At 46.5% G+C, this 19,291-nt stretch carries 10 protein-coding genes and 6 pseudogenes; 9 read left to right on the top strand and 7 right to left on the bottom strand.

The genetic code is table 11. The features are described from left to right. The first annotated feature begins 26 nt into the window (after positions 1 to 26). Positions 27 to 2,636: an aminopeptidase N gene (pepN, locus tag BQ1619_RS02490; protein ID WP_114662062.1), complete on the top strand. Its 2,610-nt coding sequence runs from the start codon at positions 27 to 29 to the stop codon at positions 2,634 to 2,636. Between the two features lie 374 nt (positions 2,637 to 3,010). Here pepN and BQ1619_RS02500 read toward each other — a convergent pair. After that, positions 3,011 to 3,219, bottom strand: a pseudogene (locus BQ1619_RS02500) (type II toxin-antitoxin system VapB family antitoxin). A 120-nt stretch (positions 3,220 to 3,339) separates the two neighbouring features. Here BQ1619_RS02500 and BQ1619_RS02505 point away from each other — a divergent pair. Beyond that, positions 3,340 to 4,395, top strand: a complete 1,056-nt coding sequence (locus BQ1619_RS02505) for a class 1 fructose-bisphosphatase (protein ID WP_231968441.1) — start codon at positions 3,340 to 3,342, stop codon at positions 4,393 to 4,395. A gap of 78 nt (positions 4,396 to 4,473) precedes the next feature. Here the strand turns inward: BQ1619_RS02505 and BQ1619_RS02510 are convergent. Together BQ1619_RS02510 and BQ1619_RS10565 are read right to left on the bottom strand one after the other, a co-directional pair. Continuing rightward, positions 4,474 to 5,938, bottom strand: a pseudogene (locus BQ1619_RS02510) (glutamate ligase domain-containing protein). Next, a pseudogene (locus tag BQ1619_RS10565) lies at positions 5,939 to 8,134 on the bottom strand (cyanophycin synthetase). It abuts the pseudogene before it with no gap. A gap of 209 nt (positions 8,135 to 8,343) precedes the next feature. Here BQ1619_RS10565 and BQ1619_RS02520 point away from each other — a divergent pair. The 6 genes and pseudogenes from BQ1619_RS02520 to BQ1619_RS02545 form a co-directional block, all read left to right on the top strand. Beyond that, positions 8,344 to 10,278: pseudogene (locus BQ1619_RS02520) on the top strand (cyanophycin metabolism-associated ABC transporter); the annotation flags it as partial. Continuing rightward, positions 10,256 to 10,602 (top strand): annotated as a pseudogene (locus tag BQ1619_RS02525) (tripartite tricarboxylate transporter substrate binding protein); the annotation flags it as partial. The pseudogenes BQ1619_RS02520 and BQ1619_RS02525, both read left to right, overlap by 23 nt. Before the next feature lie 59 nt (positions 10,603 to 10,661). Further along, positions 10,662 to 11,087 (top strand): tripartite tricarboxylate transporter TctB family protein, encoded by a 426-nt coding sequence (locus BQ1619_RS02530; RefSeq protein WP_114662063.1) that lies wholly within the window; start codon positions 10,662 to 10,664, stop codon positions 11,085 to 11,087. An 82-nt stretch (positions 11,088 to 11,169) separates the two neighbouring features. Then, positions 11,170 to 11,911, top strand: a pseudogene (locus tag BQ1619_RS02535) (tripartite tricarboxylate transporter permease); the annotation flags it as partial. A 768-nt stretch (positions 11,912 to 12,679) separates the two neighbouring features. Then, positions 12,680 to 12,976, top strand: coding sequence for a DUF2244 domain-containing protein (locus BQ1619_RS02540; protein ID WP_231968444.1), 297 nt, complete (start codon positions 12,680 to 12,682; stop codon positions 12,974 to 12,976). 138 nt (positions 12,977 to 13,114) lie between these two features. Further along, positions 13,115 to 13,573, top strand: coding sequence for a copper chaperone PCu(A)C (locus BQ1619_RS02545; RefSeq protein WP_114662065.1), 459 nt, complete (start codon positions 13,115 to 13,117; stop codon positions 13,571 to 13,573). Positions 13,574 to 13,651: 78 nt separating this feature from the next. Here the strand turns inward: BQ1619_RS02545 and ilvD are convergent, their stop codons facing one another. After that, the gene (gene ilvD, locus BQ1619_RS02550) at positions 13,652 to 15,346 is read right to left on the bottom strand and encodes a dihydroxy-acid dehydratase (RefSeq protein WP_114662066.1); all 1,695 of its coding nucleotides are present in this window, start codon (positions 15,344 to 15,346) and stop codon (positions 13,652 to 13,654) included. Positions 15,347 to 15,534: 188 nt separating this feature from the next. Here ilvD and BQ1619_RS02555 point away from each other — a divergent pair, with 188 nt between their 5' ends. Further along, entirely contained in the window at positions 15,535 to 16,530 is a 996-nt protein-coding gene (locus BQ1619_RS02555; protein WP_114662067.1) for a helix-turn-helix domain-containing protein, read from the top strand. Positions 16,531 to 16,565: 35 nt separating this feature from the next. Here the strand turns inward: BQ1619_RS02555 and BQ1619_RS02560 are convergent, their stop codons facing one another. The 3 genes from BQ1619_RS02560 to ppa form a co-directional block, all read right to left on the bottom strand. After that, complete coding sequence (locus BQ1619_RS02560; RefSeq protein ID WP_114662068.1) at positions 16,566 to 16,904, bottom strand: P-II family nitrogen regulator; 339 nt, start codon at positions 16,902 to 16,904, stop codon at positions 16,566 to 16,568. Positions 16,905 to 16,987: 83 nt separating this feature from the next. Further along, complete coding sequence (locus BQ1619_RS02565; RefSeq protein ID WP_114662069.1) at positions 16,988 to 18,607, bottom strand: NAD+ synthase; 1,620 nt, start codon at positions 18,605 to 18,607, stop codon at positions 16,988 to 16,990. 44 nt (positions 18,608 to 18,651) lie between these two features. Then, positions 18,652 to 19,188, bottom strand: a complete 537-nt coding sequence (ppa, locus tag BQ1619_RS02570; protein ID WP_114662070.1) for an inorganic diphosphatase — start codon at positions 19,186 to 19,188, stop codon at positions 18,652 to 18,654. Between the last annotated feature and the right edge of the window lie 103 nt (positions 19,189 to 19,291).

A 19,291-nucleotide genomic window follows, 5' to 3' on the forward strand; every position in this document is an offset into this window, starting at 1 on the left:
CTAGTCTGAGGTCTTAAAATGGGCAGATGAAAACTGATCTGCCACGGAGCTTTCGTCGGCTCGAATACCGCCCTCCTGTTTATACCGTCGATCAAGTCGAGCTCGATATCGCCTTGGATTCGGCCCGTACGATTGTAAAAAGTCGCATGGAGGTCTTACCAGGAAAAAGTTTCGAGTCTGGCGCGCCGTTGATATTGGTTGGGCAAGAACTGGAGTTTGTGAGTTTGCGCATCAATGGTGAAGCGCATCGTCATTTTGAGCTCACTCCAGAGACGTTGACGATTCACTCGTTACCAAAAGAAGGCCAAGAAAGGTGCATCGTCGAAATTATCTCGATATGCGTTCCAGAAAAAAATACGAGCTTGATGGGCTTGTATGTGTCAAATGGCAATTTCTTTACGCAATGTGAAGCAGAGGGCTTTCGCAAGATCACCTATTTTTTAGATCGTCCCGATGTTATGGCGCGTTATCGCGTGACGTTGCGTGCACGTGAGGCGGAGTATTCCATGTTACTTTCCAATGGTAATTTAATTGGTGAAGAAAAGTTACCGAATGGCTGGCATAGTGCCACCTGGGAAGATCCCTTTCCGAAGCCGTCCTATCTCTTTGCGCTGGTTGCCGGTAAGTTGGAATGTATTGAAGAAACCATTACCACTAGCAGTGGGGCAAAGAAGCTATTGCAGATTTGGGTAGAGCCACATGATCTGAAGAAGACACGGCATGCTATGGACTCCCTAATCGCATCAATTCATTGGGATGAGAAGCGTTTTGGGCTTGAACTTGATCTTGATCGTTTCATGATTGTGGCGGTGGGCGACTTTAATATGGGTGCCATGGAAAACAAGGGATTAAATATCTTTAATACCAAGTTTGTTCTTGCTCAACCAGAAACTGCGACCGATGCTGATTTTGCCAATATCGAAAGTGTTGTGGCGCATGAGTATTTCCATAATTGGACTGGCAACCGTGTCACCTGCCAAGATTGGTTCCAACTTTCTTTAAAAGAGGGTCTGACGGTCTTTCGAGATCAGGAATTCTCCGCTGATCAAATGGGTAGCGAGTCTGGTAGGGTGGTAAAGCGCATCGAAGATGTTCGTTTATTGCGTCAGTTGCAGTTTCCGGAGGACGCCGGTCCGATGGCGCATCCCATACGTCCTGATGAGTATCAAGAAATCAATAACTTCTATACCGTGACGGTTTACGAGAAGGGTTCTGAAGTGGTGCGGATGTACCAAACCCTTTTGGGTAGAGAAGGCTTTCGCAAGGGTATGGATCTGTATTTCAAGCGGCACGATGGTCAAGCGGTTACTTGCGATGACTTCCTGGCAGCAATGGCGGATGCCAATGGTAGAGATCTAACCCAATTTAAAAACTGGTACAGCCAAGCGGGTACTCCAAGAATCAAAGTAGAGGAGCGCTACGATCCAGCGAGTCAGCAATACCATTTGACCCTCACTCAGAGTTGTTTGCCAACACCGGGGCAGTCTGAAAAAAAGCCGTTTCATATTCCGTTAAAAATGCGCTTGATCACCTCAGAAAACGATCAAGCTGAGCAACTATTGGAGTTGACGCAGCCTGCTCAGTCGTGGACGTTTAGCAATATCAGCGAGCGTCCAGTTCTTTCGATGAATCGAAACTTCTCCGCGCCTATAAATCTAGACTTTGAACAAAGCGAAGCCGATCTATTGACACTGTTCTCAAGCGATGATGATACATTTAATCGCTGGGAGGCTGGCCAGAAACTTGCCATGCAAATGATTCTAAATAACCGTTTGCCGGATGCGCAGTTGATCAATGCATACCGAGAGCTCTTGCTGGATTCAACGCTTGACCCAGCATTTAAAGAGCTTGCCTTAACGCTCCCTGCCGAGTCTTACCTCTACGAACAATGCACTAGTGTGGATCCGCAGCAAATTTTTACAGCGCGCAGAGCGTTTCGACGAGCTATCGCCAAGCAATTAGCATTAGAGTGGGCTGCGATGTACCAGCAAAACCAAACTCCTGGCCTATTTAAGTCTGACGCAAAAGATTCAGGCAAGAGGGCATTAAAAAATCTTGCGCTCAATATGTTGTTAGAAGCGGATCCAGTTGTTTGGACTCCGATGGCGGTGAATCAATATCGCGTTGCGGACAATATGACGGACCGCTATGCTGCCTTTGCTGCATTGGTAATGCATGGTGCAAAAGGAGCGCAGGATTGCTTGAATGATTTCTTCAATCGTTTTGCGAACGATGCATTAGTGATTGATAAATGGTTTGTGCTACAGTCAAGTCGTCCGCCTGTCGATGGTCTTGAGTCTACTCTTGCGGATGTCAAGCGCTTGCGCGAACATCCTGCTTTTAAACTCAATAATCCAAATCGGGCTCGCAGTGTTATACATGCATTCTGTACCAATAATCCAGCGAGCTTTCATCAGGCTGACGGTAGCGGCTATGCTTTTTGGGTGGAGAGTGTCTTGGCGCTTGACCCCATTAATCCACAGGTGGCTGCCCGACTAGCCAGAGCCCTTGATCGCTGGCGTTTATTCGCTCAGCCATATCAAAGTCATATGAAAGCTGCTCTCGAGAATGTTACCGCTTGTCAAACCCTTTCCCCAGATGTGTGTGAGGTGGTTAGCAAGGCTCTGGCAGGCTAATTTTTCGATGCAGCTAGTGTAAATTCTGGCTGTAAGCAATACCTAGCCGTGATGCGAGCGACTCAAGATTTTTGTCAAAAGTCCGGATGAGAGCATTTTCTGAGAGAAGTGTTGCTGCGAGCAGAGAAACGTCAATCGCGCTACATCCTGATTCATAGAGTTTATGGGCTTCAATAAAATTTAACGTTTCTTCTGGCGTAGCAATTTTGGCCTGCTGTAATTTTTTTAAATCATTTAAGGTTTTAGATCGCGGTGATGGTGGCGATCCACATGCTAGCTCGACTAATTCTGATCATTTAGTAGGAGAGATATGAATGATGGATTTGCTTTCCTGAAGTGCGCAACCCAAACAGACGTATCTGCGAGCACCATGGTCACACAGGCGCTACTCCATTAGATTTGCGACGTGGAATATTTTCATTTGGGGCGCTTTACCACCAAGCGCAGCTAAACGCTTAGCGATTTGCACACGAATAAATACGCTTATTGCCTCGCGAAATAGATCGGCTTTATCCATGCTTGGATCAGCAAGCTCTAACCCGCTTTGGTAAAGATCATCGTCAATTGTTACGGTAGCTCTCATGATTTTCCTCATCAAAAATGATGCATATATATGTCAAATTTTACATCAAAATTAAGAAACCTCCTTATTGATTCACCAGTAAACCTGGCGCCCAGTGGAAAAGAGCGCTTTTATAGGGAAATGTTTGATTACAAGGCAAAATACACCCTAATCCCCTGGCGCTTTGGAGAAATCGTTTTGTCCTCTAGTACCCATATTAATTTCAAGCAATATTTAGCAACGGCCACCCCAAAAGGGGCACCGATCCCTGCTGGACTGCAGGAGTTGCTCAGTGCAGTAGTTAGTACCTGTTCCACTCTTAGTCACGAAGTAGCACAGGGCGCCTTAATTGGTTTGTTGGGTTCGGCTGGAACGGGGAATGTGCAGGGGGAAGTTCAGCAAAAGTTGGACATTATTGCGAATGATTTACTCATCGATGGTGTGCAGGATTGCAAATCTTTAGCGGGCTTAGCCTCTGAGGAAATGGAATTGCCCCTTCCTGTAAAAGGCACGGGTGATTACCTTTTATTGTTTGATCCGCTTGATGGCTCATCCAATATTGATGTGAACGTTTCGATTGGCACCATCTTTTCGGTGCTTCAAAAGCAAGATCCACAAGCGCCATTGCAAACTTCAGATTTTCTGTTATCAGGCCGTCATCAAGTAGCAGCAGGGTATGTCGTCTATGGCCCGCAAACAACGATGGCATTGACTCTGGGTGATGGCGTGGTAATGTTTACTTTAAACAAAGTGACCGGCGAGTTTTTGTTGATTAAGGATGCTGTGATGATTTCGTATTCCACAAAAGAGTTTGCTATCAACATGTCCAATATGCGCCATTGGGCAGATCCAGTGTGCCGTTATGTTGAAGAATGCTTAGCGGGAGTGGGCGGCGCTCGTGAAAAAGACTTCAATATGCGTTGGATTGCATCGATGGTGGCAGACGTTCATCGCGTGCTCTCGCGGGGCGGTGTATTTATGTATCCATGGGATCAACGAGAGCCCCATAAGCCCGGTAAATTGCGCTTAATGTATGAAGCAAACCCGATGAGTTTTTTGGTAGAGCAGGCAGGTGGTGCTTCAACCAACGGCAAGGAGTTGATTCTCGATTTGCAGCCTACCAATTTGCATGAACGTGTTTCCGTCATGTTGGGTTCGAAAGAAGAGGTGGAGCGTTTGCGTCATTACCATGCTTAATGCTGGCTAATTCCTAAAAAATAAAGCCCGATCGAATGATCGGGCTTTTTTATTCAATCTTTTGATAAATCGACGCTACTACGGCTGAACTTTTTCTTTTGGGTAAGCCAAAGACTCTTCTACTTGGTCAATCAGAATTAGCTTGGCCTTGGTAGCATCAACGAGACCTCCTTGCAGGAGTTTTAATACTTCACCATCTTCGCGCCCACGTTGGCAAGCATCTTGATACAGAATGACGTTATCAAAAGCATTGCCAAGAATGCGGGTTAAATCTCGGATATCTTCATCGCGACGGTCGCCAGCGCCACTAATCACCACATGGCGTCTTTTAGGTTTCATCGCCTCAATGGCGTTAGTGAGGGCGCGCATGGCATCTGGGTTATGACCATAGTCAGCAATAACCGTGGCACCTTTGTGCTGAAATTGATTGAAGCGACCAGGAACCGAATTCGCGGTACTCTCAAAACTGTGTAAACCGCGCGCAATTTTTTCAGCATCCAGCCTAATGCCCATGCTGCTCCAATCGCGGCCATGGCATTTTCTATCTGAAAGCCCAACACACCATTTTGAGTTAGCGGAATTTCACTGACTGGGAAGCGATACATTACGCGTGAACCTTTGGAGGCAACAATATAGGCGCCATCAAAGTAAATTACTTTCTTATTCTTAGCGCGGTGTGCAGTGATGACCGGGTATTGTTGATTCTGAGCAAAGAAAATAACTCGGCCAGAACATTTATCACCCATCTTTGCCACCATGGGATCGGCAGCATTCAATACTGCGGCACCAGTAGGTGCTACGTTTTGCACAATGACTCGTTTCAATACAGCCAAATCTTCTACGCTGGTAATGTAATTGAGGCCTAAGTGATCGCCTTCACCAATAGGTACTGACACACCAGCGGCGGCCAAAAGATTTTTGGTGAGCTCTTTATCTTGTGCAATGGCTTCCGCAATCGCGCTGGTATCACTCGTCTCAGCCGCTTGAATTCGTTTTTGTTTGCTACCCCATCCAAATTGCACCATGCTGCCTTCGGTCATTCGGCGGAAGGGGATATTGCGTTGTACCGCTGCATCGACTATGGATCCAGTGCTTGGACCAAGACGCACATCCTCATAAAGCGCTTCAAGTTCTGATAGGGCAGCAGCCAAGTCAAAAGGGGCATCATTCAGTGTTGCCTGAATTAGTGCAAAGCCAAAATCAAACGCCATGCGTCCCACAACTTCTTCAATGTACTCACGACAACTTGATATACACCTTCATCAATCGTTTGTACCGTGCGACTAAAGGTCACGGGGCAGCCTGCTTAAGCCTGCAGGCCGAGTGCAGCATATTCAAGAGCATGCGCTAGTGACAACACTTCGTTATGACTGCCGCGTCGCATGCTGCCGAGTTGTGGAAAGCGTTCCCGAATCTTAGTTTCAAATTGCGGTATCGCATCGATAGAGCGTTCCGCAACATCGCACGTTACAATCGCCTCTAGAGCGGTATGGCGGCTCCACAAGTTGGGCCCACGCAGCATTCGAACACGGGTGATTTCCAATTAAGCCCCTAATAAATGAATAGCATCAGGAATGAATGTTTCCGCGCCCGCTTCAATCACATTGAATGGAATGTCAAGCGCCCAAGCAGCGCCAAATGCAGCGGCAAGACTGCGATGGGGCCCCCATGGTGATTTTGAGTAGTTTTGAATAGATGTGGGCGTGGGAATCGCTTTAATTAAAGCGTCACCCCGATAGAGAGTGGTGTTTTTGGGGGTTGCAATAATGAAACGACCATTTTTTTGTTTGTGCTCGGTAATGATGCTCGATGAGGAGTCTGTTGAGAAATACATTACCTCACCTTTACTCAATTCAGCCATTTTGACGATCATAGGATCCTCTGCGTTCAGAATACTGACGCCTGTAGGAACTACAACATCTACTTGTGTTCGAATGACGTTAAATAGCTGATCTTCATCGCTAATATGATGCTCTGGAAACAATCCATTTGGATCTACATTGAGGCCAATGCCTACTTGGCAATGGTCGTAAGATAAGCCCTCAATCAACATGGAGCGGTTGTCATTTTCGATGACAGCTAGATCAATCGCTCCATTGTTGAGGACTCTTCGACCATTTTCCCAATTGGAGCTGGATAGACGCGTAATGGATCTTGTTCCAAAGCACAAATCTTTGCTTGTCGAAAGTCCAACATGCGCGTTGGTAAGTCTTGCAAAATGGGCAACCATTTCAGCAACGATAGTTCTGTCTGTGCTCCCACTAATACCAATGATAGGGAGTCGAAAATCATAATGACTAGGAAAGAGGTGCTCGGCGATTGCTTCGCCAACGGGTTGGGGTTTACCGCTAGCAGGCTTTAAATGCATCAATAAACCCGGACCCGCATTGACTTCAACGATTGCTGCATTTTGTTCTTCTAGCGGGCGACCAATATCTTGAGCAACAAGATCAACCCCGGCAATTTCAAGGCCAACAACACGAGCTGCTAGAGCTACTTGGCTTGCAACATCTGGATGCACTAGGTTGGTGACATCAAATGCCACATTGCCATTACTCTAAATTAACACTTTGTGATCACAGGGAGGCACGCTACGCCCGGTGAGCTGTTGTTTTGCAAGTTCTAGCTCCACCGCAGAATCGATGCGGACAGGATTTAGTGGGTGCTCCTCGGCATTGCCACGTCGTGGATCTGAGTTAATTTGTATATTGATTAGTTCTTGTATTGTGTGTTTGCCATCACCAGTAACCCAGACAGTTTCGCCCTTTGCAGCTGCAACTACTTTATTGCCCACTACTAAGAGGCGATGTTCAGCGCCATGAATGTGGCGTTCAACCAATACTTCGCTACCTTCGTCAATTGCTACAGCATAAGCAGCTTCTATTTCCTGTTTGGTGTGAAGGTTGATAAACACACCCCGACCATGATTGCCATCAATTGGTTTGACAACTACGGGCAGTCCAATCTCTTGAGCTGACTCCCAAGCATCTTCTGGGCTGGTTACCGCTCTTCCCTCGGGAGTGGGGACGCCAGCACTTCGGAGTAGGCTTTTAGTTAGGTCTTTGTCTCTCGAGCTGGTTTCGGCAATAGCACTCGTTTGGTCCGTCTCAGCAGTCCAGATCCGACGTTGCTTCGCTCCGTATCCAAGCTGTACCAAATTGCCGCTTGATAAGCGAATGTATGGAATTTCGCGTGCACTTGCAGCATGGACAATACATGCTATGCTTGGCCCCAAGCATAGATCATCACTTAACTCACGCAATTCTTCAATGATGTTATTGCGCTGAGAGATTGGGTCGCCATTGTCTTGAATTAAGGTTAGCAATAGATCACGCGCATGAGTAAAAGCCTTGAGTGTTACTTCTTCTTCAGTGCAGCTCACAATCACTTTGTAAACACCGCGACGCCCCCCATCGCGCGCTCTTCCAAATCCACCAGGGATGCCCGCAAGATTTTGCAGCTCAATCGTAAGATGCTCCAAGATATGACCCGGCCGCGTTCCTTCCTCAACCCGTTTCAGAAATCCACCGGGTTCACCATAACTGCAACGGTGCTCATGAAGACTGGGGAGGCAGTTGTATAGCCGATCATAGAAGCCCGGGATTTTGTCGGAGGGGTAATCCTCGAGTTCGCCAATATCGATTAAAACTTCCAGAGCAGGGTTGTAGCTCCACGTATTTGGGCCACGTAAGTGTCGATGGCTAAGTATTTGAATCGATTTATCGAGTAATTGAGGCATTTAAGGTTAGCAAAGGGGGTGGGTGCCAAGGGATGGATGAAAGAGCCAGCATCCCCAGCTTCTTATTTTTTTAGTTTTCTTTGAAATCCACAAAAAATAGCAAAAATACGTAAAAAAGCTTACTTTATTAATTTAACGGTTTTCCACCCCTTAAAGTTGACATTGCCAATAAATCCAAATAATGGAGCTCCACTATACTTTTGGGATTAATCAAGCCATCCATCCTACCTTTTGCGCCCGAGCTGCCGATAAGATTGGCAAGCTATTCTGAGGGGCGATAAATCCCCATTTAATGGCTTAGAGCACAGTCTAGATGGGGTATTGGCCTGGGTTGAGCTCGATTTAGGTGCTGATCTGCGTTTTGAAAAAAGCCTGCTTCTATTGAGTGAGCAGGGTTTGATTTGGACCGAAGGCAGCAATTTTGAAGTTTGGCATTTCACATTGGCAGTTAACCCCCAGGTTCTGCGCTTACAGTCGAGTTTTCGGCAATTAACGAGAGGGGGCGAGTTTGTTGAGGCGGAGGTTGGCGAGTATGACAAGCAAGTTTGTTCGGTTTGCTTGAGCCCAAAGCCAGCAGACTCTGAAGTCTGTCCAATCTGTGATCCTGAGGATGACAAACCACCATCGACTTGGACGCTGTTTAAGCTGTGGCGTTTTGCAAAGCCCTATCAAAATCAATTGCTACTCGGTTTTGTTTTAACACTGCTATCTACCGGTGCAACACTCATACCGCCATACCTAACTATGCCACTCATGGATCATGTCTTGATTCCGTATGAGCGAGGTAATCCCATTGATTTTCATTTGGTAAGCATGTATCTGCTGGCACTTTTTGGTGCCGCCTTAATTGCCTGGGGATTGGGTTGGTGGAAAACGTATCTGTTGGCATTGGTCAGTGAACGTATTGGGGCGGACCTGCGTAATACCACGTTTGAGCACTTACTGAAGTTATCGCTGGAGTATTTTGGTGGCAATCTAACTGGAGACTTAATCGCTCGTATTGGTGCAGAGACGGATCGCATCTGCGTCTTCCTATCCTTATATGCATTGGACTTTGCGACCGATGTCTTGATGATTACGATGACTGCCGCCATCCTCGTATCGATTGACCCTTTGTTAGCTTTAGTAACCTTAGCGCCATTGCCATTTATTGTTTGGATGATTCATGTGGTGCGAGATAGGTCATGTGGTGCGAGATAGGTCATGTGGTGCGAGATAGGTTACGTTTTGGTTTTGAAAGGATCGATCGGATATGGTTTGAAGTAACCAATATTTTGGCTGATACGATTCCTGGTATTCGTGTAGTAAAAGCGTTTGCTCAAGAAGATCGTGAGCTCAAGCGTTTCGTAGATTCCAATAAGCACAATTTGCAAATTAACGATCGTGTAAATCGCGTGTGGGGATTATTTTCTCCAACCGTCACGCTTTTGACCGAAACCAGTTTGTTGGTGGTGTGGGGTTTTGGTATTTGGCAAGTTGCACATCAAAAAGTAACCGTTGGCGTTTTAATTGCCTTTTTAGCGTACATCGGTCGTTTCTATGTTCGCCTCGACTCGATGAGTCGGACTGTGTCTCACACTCAAAAAGCTGCTGCCGGAGCAAAGCGGATCTTTGATATCTTGGATCATGTGTCCAGCGTGCCAAAACCAGTCAATCCAGCGCCGCTGGGTCCGGTAAAGGGCGGGCTCTCCATGAGAGGAGTCGGTTTTCGGTATGGCAATTGCGCGGTATCCAAGGGAATTGATTTGGATCTCACTCCTGGAGAAATGATTGGCTTGGTAGGCCACAGTGGCTCCGGCAAGAGCACCTTAGTGAACTTAATTTGCCGTTTTTATGACGTGAGTTCAGGCTCGATTGCTTTGGATGGCAGAGACATTCGCAGCATTGGCATTGCAGATTACCGTAAGTGCATCGGATTGGTGTTGCAAGAACCCTTTTTATTCTTTGGCACGATCGCAGAAAATATTGCTTATGGCAAACCCAATGCTGCGCGCGACGAAATTATTGAGGCTGCGCGCGCCGCACATGCCCATGAATTTATTTTGCGTTTACCTTTAGGGTATGACTCGTTAGTTGGTGAGCGCAGCCAATCTCTTTCCGGCGGCGAGCGACAACGTATTTCAATTGCGCGCGCTCTGTGTATTTGATGACACACGTATGCCTTACAAAGAGAAGGTGACCGATACCCAATCTTGGTATGACATCCCAACTTGTAAAGAGCTGGCGTTCCAACCGATTACGTGATGTTGCGCGGTATCTTTATGGCGCCTGGTGTCACGCAAGAGCAAGTCGACTTTTATGTTGAGTTATTCAAAAAAGCTCGCGCTACTCCAGAGTGGAAGGAATTCATGGCTGATGGTGCTTTCAACCAAACTTTCATGACTGGTAAAGAGTTCCGGAATTGGCTCACACTTAACGAGGCTTTGCACAAGCAGTTAATGTCCGAAGCTGGTTTCTTGGCCAAATAATATGCAGTAAATACGATAGGACCTCCATTCGGGGTCCTATTTTTTAAGTAGGCGTCTTTATGACTGGCAGTATTAAGTTGGGCGCTAGCTGGGGTAGTGATGGTCCCGAAGCTGGCTATTTCCCATTTTATGTAAGCTTAATCATCATTATTTCGAGTGCTATTATGCTTTATCAAGCGGCAATTGTGAATAAGAAAAAGAAAATGGAATCCTTTGTCGACAAGGAGTCTTTTGGTCAGGTCTTGGCGGTATTGCTCCCCGCATTTGTGTTTGTGCTGGGTGTTCAGCTTATTGGTATTTATGTTTCCTTGTTTGTCTACATTGCCATTTTTATGGTTTGGTTGGGCAAATATCCAATTTGGAAAGCAGTGGCAGTCGCGCTTGGCGTGAGTGCAGCTCTCTACTTCATGTTTGAATATTGGTTCCAGGTTCCAATGCCACACGGCTCATGGATCAACCCACTCGAATTCTTGGGTGTGAATTAAACAATAACTATTAAAAAAGATTAGAAAAAAAGAGTCCAAGTTAGAAGAAATTAGCGCTCTATTCAGCGGCTTTGCCGTTGCAATGACACCCTTTAATTTATTGCTCATGCTCGCTGGTGTAACACTGGGTGTGATCATCGGCGTTTTGCCTGGTCTTGGTGGTGCGAATGGCATTGCGATTCTGTTGCCGTTGACATTTACGATTCATCATGCTCTCCTGTATCTATTGGGGTGCGTTGTTTGGTGGTGCAATTACTTCGGTACTGTTCAATATTCCGGGCGAACCCTGGTCGGTAGCGACTACCTTTGATGGTTACCCCATGGCACGTAATGGCAAAGCAGGTGAAGCATTAACGGCCGCATTTACCTCTTCATTTGTTGGTGCGTTCATTGCGAACGTGATGACCACGTTCTTGGCGCCATTGGTTGCGAAGTTTGCTCTGCAGTTTGGCCCGCCTGAATTCTTCTCGGTGTACTTGCTGACCTTCTGTAGCTTTGTGGGTATGAACAAGGGCTCACCATTCAAGACCATTTCTGCCATGATGCTCGGTTTTGCATTAGCAGCGGTAGGTATGGATACCGTTACCGGTCAATTGCGTTTGACATTCGGTCATGCAGAATTGATGCGCGGTTTTGATTTCTTGATCGCGGTGATTGGTTTGTTTGGTATTGGTGAGATTCTTCTCTCAATGGAAGAGGGTCTAGCATTCCAAGGCGCAGCTGCGAAGATTCGTGGCAAGGTCGTTCTGGAAACATGGAAGCAGTTGCCGAAATACTGGGCGGCTTCATTGCGCAGTTGCTTAATTGGTTGCTGGATGGGTATTTGGATTAATCAATCTGCAAGAAGGGCATTTTTAGTGAAGCTACCCAAGGATTTGCCTTCAGACGACGCATTGATTCAGGGCTTTGAGGATCAATATCTAGGCTACATTCCCAAAAAGATTGGTCGCGAACCATTGAAGGAATTGGCAATCTTGCATCGAAAAATAAATGATCTAGAAAAATACAAGCGTCAGCTAGGAACGGGTGTATTTGCATTGATGGGAAGTGCTGGAATGAGTGTTTTCTCAAAAAGAGAGCTAATAAGCTTGCTCTCTGAGCAGGCTAAATCCTTGAGGCCTGTTTATGCAATGATCGATGAACGCCTAGAGCACTTAAAGAGTGAGTTGGCTCAAACAAACCAGATCTTTAAGCGTGGCAATGATGCTTGCTATGAAAGAAGGTTAGTGGCATGAATAGATTTCTGCAAAAAATTCCTGGATATCAGGAATATAAGCCTGGGTTAGAGGCCAAAGTATTGAATGAGTTTCCATTATTTACTTTATTGGGTCTACTAGCGATCGCCTTACCAAGCTATTTGGCCAGATTGGTTCTCTCAAATAGAGGGCAAAGGATCGTGGATATTCTTGTAATAGGAACCGAAATATTTTTTAGGGATGGTCTTGACCTTAGCGATTGCTGCATTCATTATTAAGCTATCAAAGGGACCAGCCTATATTGCTGATGCATACCCTTTGTATGATTTCGATAAGCCCAAAGATTAGGTCTTATGGGTTTTTTGGCTGTAGAGTAAAGGCATGCGAAGCTGGTTAATGAAAAGAAATTGTTCGTTTTCGCCAAAACAGGTGGGATTGTTTTATTTATCGATTGTGAGTTTTTCACTCTTGGTGGCTTTTTCCTTCCTATTCATTGGGGTGTGGATGATTATCATCTTTATTTCGATTGAGATCATGGCTTTAACCATGGCCCTATATGTTTACAGTCGTCATGCACTCGATTATGAAAAGATCACCATTATTGGTAAGCAATTGTTATTTGAGCGCAGTTGGGGAGGCAAAGTACAGGTAGAGGAATTTAATACTGTCTGGACGAAGTTGGTGCATAAATAGGAAGGTCGTCGGGATTTAGTGCTGGCAACCTCTACAAAAGAAGTTCCGATTGGCTACTTTGTCGTTGCCAATCAACAAGAGCAGTTTGAACGAGATCTTGGAAGTTATCTTGGACTTTAATTTAAATAAGGAGTGGTCATGAAATCCAATGTATTGGTAATAATGTGTGCAGCTATCGGTATTGCAGTCAGCGGCCTAGCAGTAGCGCAGAATGCTTCAGTAGGCTCGATCAAAATTGAGAATGCCTATACCCGTGCTACGGCTCCTGGCCAGCAAGTTGCCGGCGGCTTTCTGAAGATTGAAAATAAGGGTGCTGCCGACCAATTGGTTTCTGCAAGCTCCCCAGTAGCAGGTGAAGTGCAGTTGCATGAAATGGCGATGGAAGGCAATGTCATGAAGATGCGACAAGTTAAGGACATCCCGGTGCCGGCAAACGGATCGGTAGAGCTTAAGCCAGGCGGTTTGCACATCATGTTTATGAATATCAAGGCGCCATTAGCTGCCGGAGAAACTGTGCCGGTCAAGTTAAAGTTTGCTAAAGCAGGCGATGTTGAAGTCAAAATGCCCGTGAATGCAACTGCACCCATGAAGCATTAACAAGTTCTTAGTTTTGTAAATCAAAAGGCCTCTGAAGTTCAGAGGCCTTTATCATTGGTGCCGAAGAAATAGTTTGAATCAGCTTAGATTTAAATCCAAATCGGTTACCGCACCTTTGCTAGCACTGCTGGCTAGGCTTGCATACTTCGCTAACAGTCCGCGGGTATAGCGTGGCTTGGGTTGCTTCCACGCAGCGCGACGCTTGGCAATTTCTTCATCGCTGACATTGAGCTGAATCAGGAGCTTATGAGCATCAATGGTTACGGAGTCACCTTCATTAATGAGCGCAATCGTGCCGCCAACATAGGCCTCGGGAGCCACGTGACCAACGACCATCCCCCAGGTGCCACCAGAGAAGCGACCATCCGTAATAAGACCTACGGATTCACCGAGGCCTTGGCCAACAAGGGCAGATGTCGGAGAGAGCATCTCCCGCATGCCAGGACCGCCTTTAGGGCCTTCATAGCGAATCACCACGATGTCGCCATCCTTGATCTTTTGAGCCATGATGGCTGCCATCACATCGTCTTCTGAATCAAAGACACGAGCAGGACCAGTAATAGAGGGGTTCTTCAGTCCGGTAATTTTGGCAACACAGCCTTCGGGAGAGATGTTGCCCTTCAAGATAGCCAAGTGACCTTGTTTGTATAAAGGGTTATCTAATGTGCGAATCACTTTTTGATCGGCGCGTGGCACAGAAGGAACGTCTTTTAGAACTTCAGCAATGGTTTTGCCGGTAATGGTCATGCAATCACCATGTAATAGGCCGCCATCTAATAAAATCTTCATCACTTGTGGGATGCCGCCTGCTTGATGTAAATCCGTAGCGAGGTAAGTGCCAGAGGGTTTCATATCCACGATTGCTGGAACACGTTTACGAATGCGCTCAAAATCATCAATCGTCCAATCGATTTCAGCGGCGCTAGTAATGGCCAAGAAATGCAATACCGCATTGGTTGATCCACCAACTGCCATGATCACGCTTACGGCGTTCTCAATCGATTTCTTGGTAATGATGTCGCGTGGGCGCAAATTATTCTTAATGGCTTCCACCAAAACACGTGCAGACTCAGCAGCGCTAGCGACTTTTTCAGCATCTTCATTCGCCATGGCAGAAGAGTAGGGGAGACTCATGCCGAGGGCCTCAAAGGAAGAGCTCATCGTGTTAGCGGTATACATACCACCACAGGATCCACTGCCTGGGCAAGCATGTTGCTCAACACCCTTTAGATCCTCTTCACTCATGCGGCCTGAAGTAAATTCACCAACGGCCTCAAATGCGGAAACAATGTTCAGATCTTTGCCTTTGTAATGACCGGGCTTGATCGTGCCACCATAAACATAAATAGCCGGCACATTCGTGCGCGCAATGGCCATCATGCCGCCAGGCATATTTTTATCGCAACCACCAATCGCTATTACACCGTCTTGCCATAAACCATTTACGCAAGTCTCAATGCTGTCCGCAATCACCTCGCGTGATACGAGAGAATATTTCATGCCCTCGGTACCCATACCGATGCCATCGGATACGGTAGGTGTACCAAACATCTGCGCTTTTGCACCCGCTTCTTCTAGCGCAGTGACAACCGCATCACTTAATTTTTGTAAACCGCTATTACAGGGAGTGATTGTGGAGTGGCCATTTGCAACGCCAACCATCGGTTTAGAAAAATCCTTTTCTTGATATCCCATGGCGTAATACATCGAGCGGTTAGGCGCGCGAGCGACTCCATCGGTGACCATGCGTGAGCGTTCATTAAGGCGTTTCATGCTTATTACTCCAGAAAAGGTTTATTGCAAAAGGCTCTATTGTGCCGTGAGATGCGTAGTTGTTGCACTGCACAATAATGGGTTTAACTACACCCAAACCTAAAATAGTAGAAAAGTACTCACCTTCTTTGCATTTTATAGGTAGTATCTTGTACATAACGATTGTTAGCTCGAAGAGACAATAGAGATTGGTCTATACCCAAAATAAGTTCCCAGCCATTCGTCAAGAGGCTTTTAAAAATGCACGAGAGGCGTTAGGTCTGAGCGTTCAGGATCTCTCGCAAATGTCGTGCTACTCGGTACGTCAGATCGAGCAGATCGAGAACGGCGAGTCCAGTTCTTTTTATGGCGCTCAAGTCAAATTTACTGCTGCAAAAAAAGTCGCTGGCTTATTAAAACTCTCTGAAGAAAATGCCCTCGACTTTAGCGAGGTAAACGCTCTTAAGAAAACTGGGGCATCGACGACTGAGTCATCTGATGTAAAGGTGCAGGAGAGTGCCGTGCCTCCCGCGCCGCAAAGCGTTTCCGAAAAAGATTCTGTGCCAACAACACCTGCACCAAAACAGAAATCGTTAAAGTTAGAAGTATTAAGCTCTGCATCTGTAAAGAGTGCTCATCCACAGAAAAAGATTTTCTTGCTTGTGGCAATTGCAGCAGCCTTTGTATTTTCAATTGTGAACTTGCGCCCATTATTTTTTCCGGAGCCCGTTAAAGAAGAAATTGTGGTGGTGGAAGAAGTGGTGCCGGCGAATCCGCCCACGGATGCTGATGCAAAGAGCGCTCCAGCAAACTCTGAGCCAGCGGCAGTGGTCGCTTCCGCACCAGCTCCTGTGGCTGCCCCCGTTTCTACTGAATGCCCGCCTGCCGATACCAATGTGGCGACTTACAAACCCGATGCTCCGAAAAAAGCAGGGGATATGGTTTATTTACAATCGAAAACGGCACAAACGGTTTGTGTAACCGATGCGAGTGGTAAAACGCAAAATAAAACATTAGAGCCTGGCGTTGGTGCCAGTGTTTACGGCAAGCCGCCATTCAAGGTGTTGACGACTGGACAGGCGGCGGTAGATTTGTTTTATCAGGGCGCTAAGGTGCGCTTATCTAATACGGTTAATAAAACGATCTTATTGGAGTCAGATGAAATCATTCAGCCGATTAGTTCGACAGATTCTCAGTTACGCTAAGGTTGTATTGGCGTCCTGAGAACCTATTCGCAGATTTAAACTGCGGACTCGTTAGTCTCGCCAGTGCGAATACGAATCACTTGCTCAACGGGCGTGACGAAAATTTTGCCATCACCAATTTTTCCAGTGCGAGCAGCTTTTGTAATCGCTTCGATAGCAGCTTCTACGCGATCCCCGGGAACAACGGCCTCAACTTTGACTTTTGGCAAGAAGTCGACCACATATTCAGCGCCACGATAGAGTTCAGTGTGACCTTTTTGACGACCAAAGCCTTTTACTTCGGTTACGGTTAGGCCAGTAACACCAACCTCAGCTAAAGCCTCACGGACTTCATCGAGCTTGAACGGTTTAATGATGGATGTAATGAGTTTCATGTATATCTCCCTAATGCGATGATCATACCGAGAACTGTGAGGACCTGCCAAATTCACCCAATTTCGTGGGTTTGACTCTTCGGTTAGACCCTAAATTGCGAAGTGATGGGGTAGCGCCAGTCCCGACCAAAAGCCTTGGTGGTCACCCGTACACCTGGAGGTGCTTGGCGGCGCTTGTATTCGTTCAGCTTGATCAGGCGAGTGACTTTTTCAACGCTTTCTGGGTCAAAGCCAGCAGCGATGATTTGTTCAATCGACTGGTTTTGCTCCGTATAGCGCTCAACGATTCCGTCCAATACTTCATAGGAAGGAAGGCTATCTTGGTCTCTCTGGTCTGGACGTAATTCGGCGGATGGAGCACGCGTCAAAATCCGCTCCGGAATGACCGGTTGAATACTGTTGCGATAGTCGCATAAACGGTAGACCAATGTCTTGGCAATATCTTTAATCACCGCAAAGCCGCCTGCCATGTCGCCATAGAGTGTGCAGTAACCCACGGCCATTTCACTTTTGTTGCCAGTCGTCAACACCAGACGACCAGTTTTGTTTGAGAGTGCCATGAGCAAGGTGCCGCGGACGCGAGCCTGAATATTCTCTTCGGTAGCGTCTACTGGCATTCCCTTAAATTGCTCGGCTAACGATTGCTCTAAGGCATCCACAGGTCCGCTAATGGGAATTTCATCGTATTGGACGCCGAGATTTTTAGCAAGCTCACGCGCATCGATCCAGGAAATGTCCGCGGTATAGCGAGATGCCATCATGACTGCACGTACCTTATCTGCACCCAAAGCGTCTACAGCGATGGCAAGTACCAAAGCGGAGTCAACCCCTCCTGAGAGCCCAATAATGACGCCAGGAAAGCGATTTTTGGTTACATAGTCGCGTACGCCGAGAACAAGGGCTTGGTAGGCCTGCGCTTCAACACTTAACGGAGGGCAAATTTGGCCTTTTGTTAGCTCGCCAGCTGCGTTTATTGAGACGATTCCAAGACCGGTTTCAAACCGGGGCATTGACATTGCCAGTTTGCCGCTTTTGTCTAATGCAAATGAACCGCCATCAAATACCAACTCGTCTTGACCGCCAACCGCATTCACATAGACCAATGGCATGTTGGTTTGCTCGATATGAGCACGCAATACATCGATACGAAGCGCTCCTTTTTGGAGGTGGTATGGAGATGCATTAGAAACTAATAATATTTTTGCGCCAGCAGCATGTGCTTGTTTTTCTGGCCCAGAATGCCATGCATCCTCACACAGGATCAAGCCATACGAAATACTGTCGCATTCAAAAACGCAGGGCTCGTTACCTGGAACAAAGTAACGAACTTCATCAAACACTTCGTGATTTGGTAATTCTTGTTTGGCATAACCAGCAATCACCTTGCCGTTGCGCAGAACCGATGCATAGTTCTGTAAACCCGAAGTAGACTTTTTGGGGTGACCCACAATCACAGTGAGATCGGGATATTGAGATAGTTGCTGTGTTAACTGAGCAAGCTGCGTTTGTGCCGCCTCAATGAAGGCAGGGCGCAACAATAAATCTTCTGGAGGATAGCCAGTTAGTGAGAGTTCTGGCGTAACAACGAGCTTGGCGCCCTGATTAAAGCCTTCTAGAGCGGCTTTGTGAATACGTTGTGCATTGCCAGCCAGATCGCCCAGTAACGGGTTGATTTGAGCCAAAGCAATTTTTTGCGCACTCACTCCGAATCACAAAGCCTTTGCTAGATAGAAAATAAAAAACGAAATTACGCGTGTTCTTTGTTGTAACGCTCAATACCTTCCAGAATTTCTTTATGAGCCTCAGCAACACCACCCCAGCCTTTTACTTTGACCCATTTACCTTTTTCGAGATCTTTGTAGTGCTCGAAGAAGTGTTGGATCTGATCCAAGCGCAATGGGTTCATATCTTCTGGCTTTTGCCAGTGGGTGTAGATAGGCAAAATCTTATCTTCTGGAACAGCTAAAAGTTTGGCGTCTTGGCCTGCTTCATCTTCCATTAACAAAATACCAATCGCACGGCAGCTAACAACCACACCTGGAATTAATGGGAAAGGCGTAATCACGAGGACGTCAACTGGGTCGCCATCACCAGCAATCGTTTTATTGATGTAACCATAGTTACATGGGTAATGCATTGAAGTACCCATAAATCGGTCTACGAATATGGCGCCACTTTCTTTATCCACTTCATACTTGATTGGATCCGCGTTCATAGGGATTTCAATAATGACGTTGAAGCTCTCAGGGATCTTTTTGCCTGTCTTGACGTTGTCGAGACTCATAAATACTCCGATATAGATTAGTAAATACCCTGATCCTGGATAGGGGGCGCAGGGGTGATTCTGCTACATACTGATACAGCTTAAAGACATAGTTTAAAGCTTT

The organism is Polynucleobacter necessarius (genome assembly GCF_900095195.1).
In the GTDB taxonomy this organism is placed as follows: domain Bacteria; phylum Pseudomonadota; class Gammaproteobacteria; order Burkholderiales; family Burkholderiaceae; genus Polynucleobacter; species Polynucleobacter necessarius_G.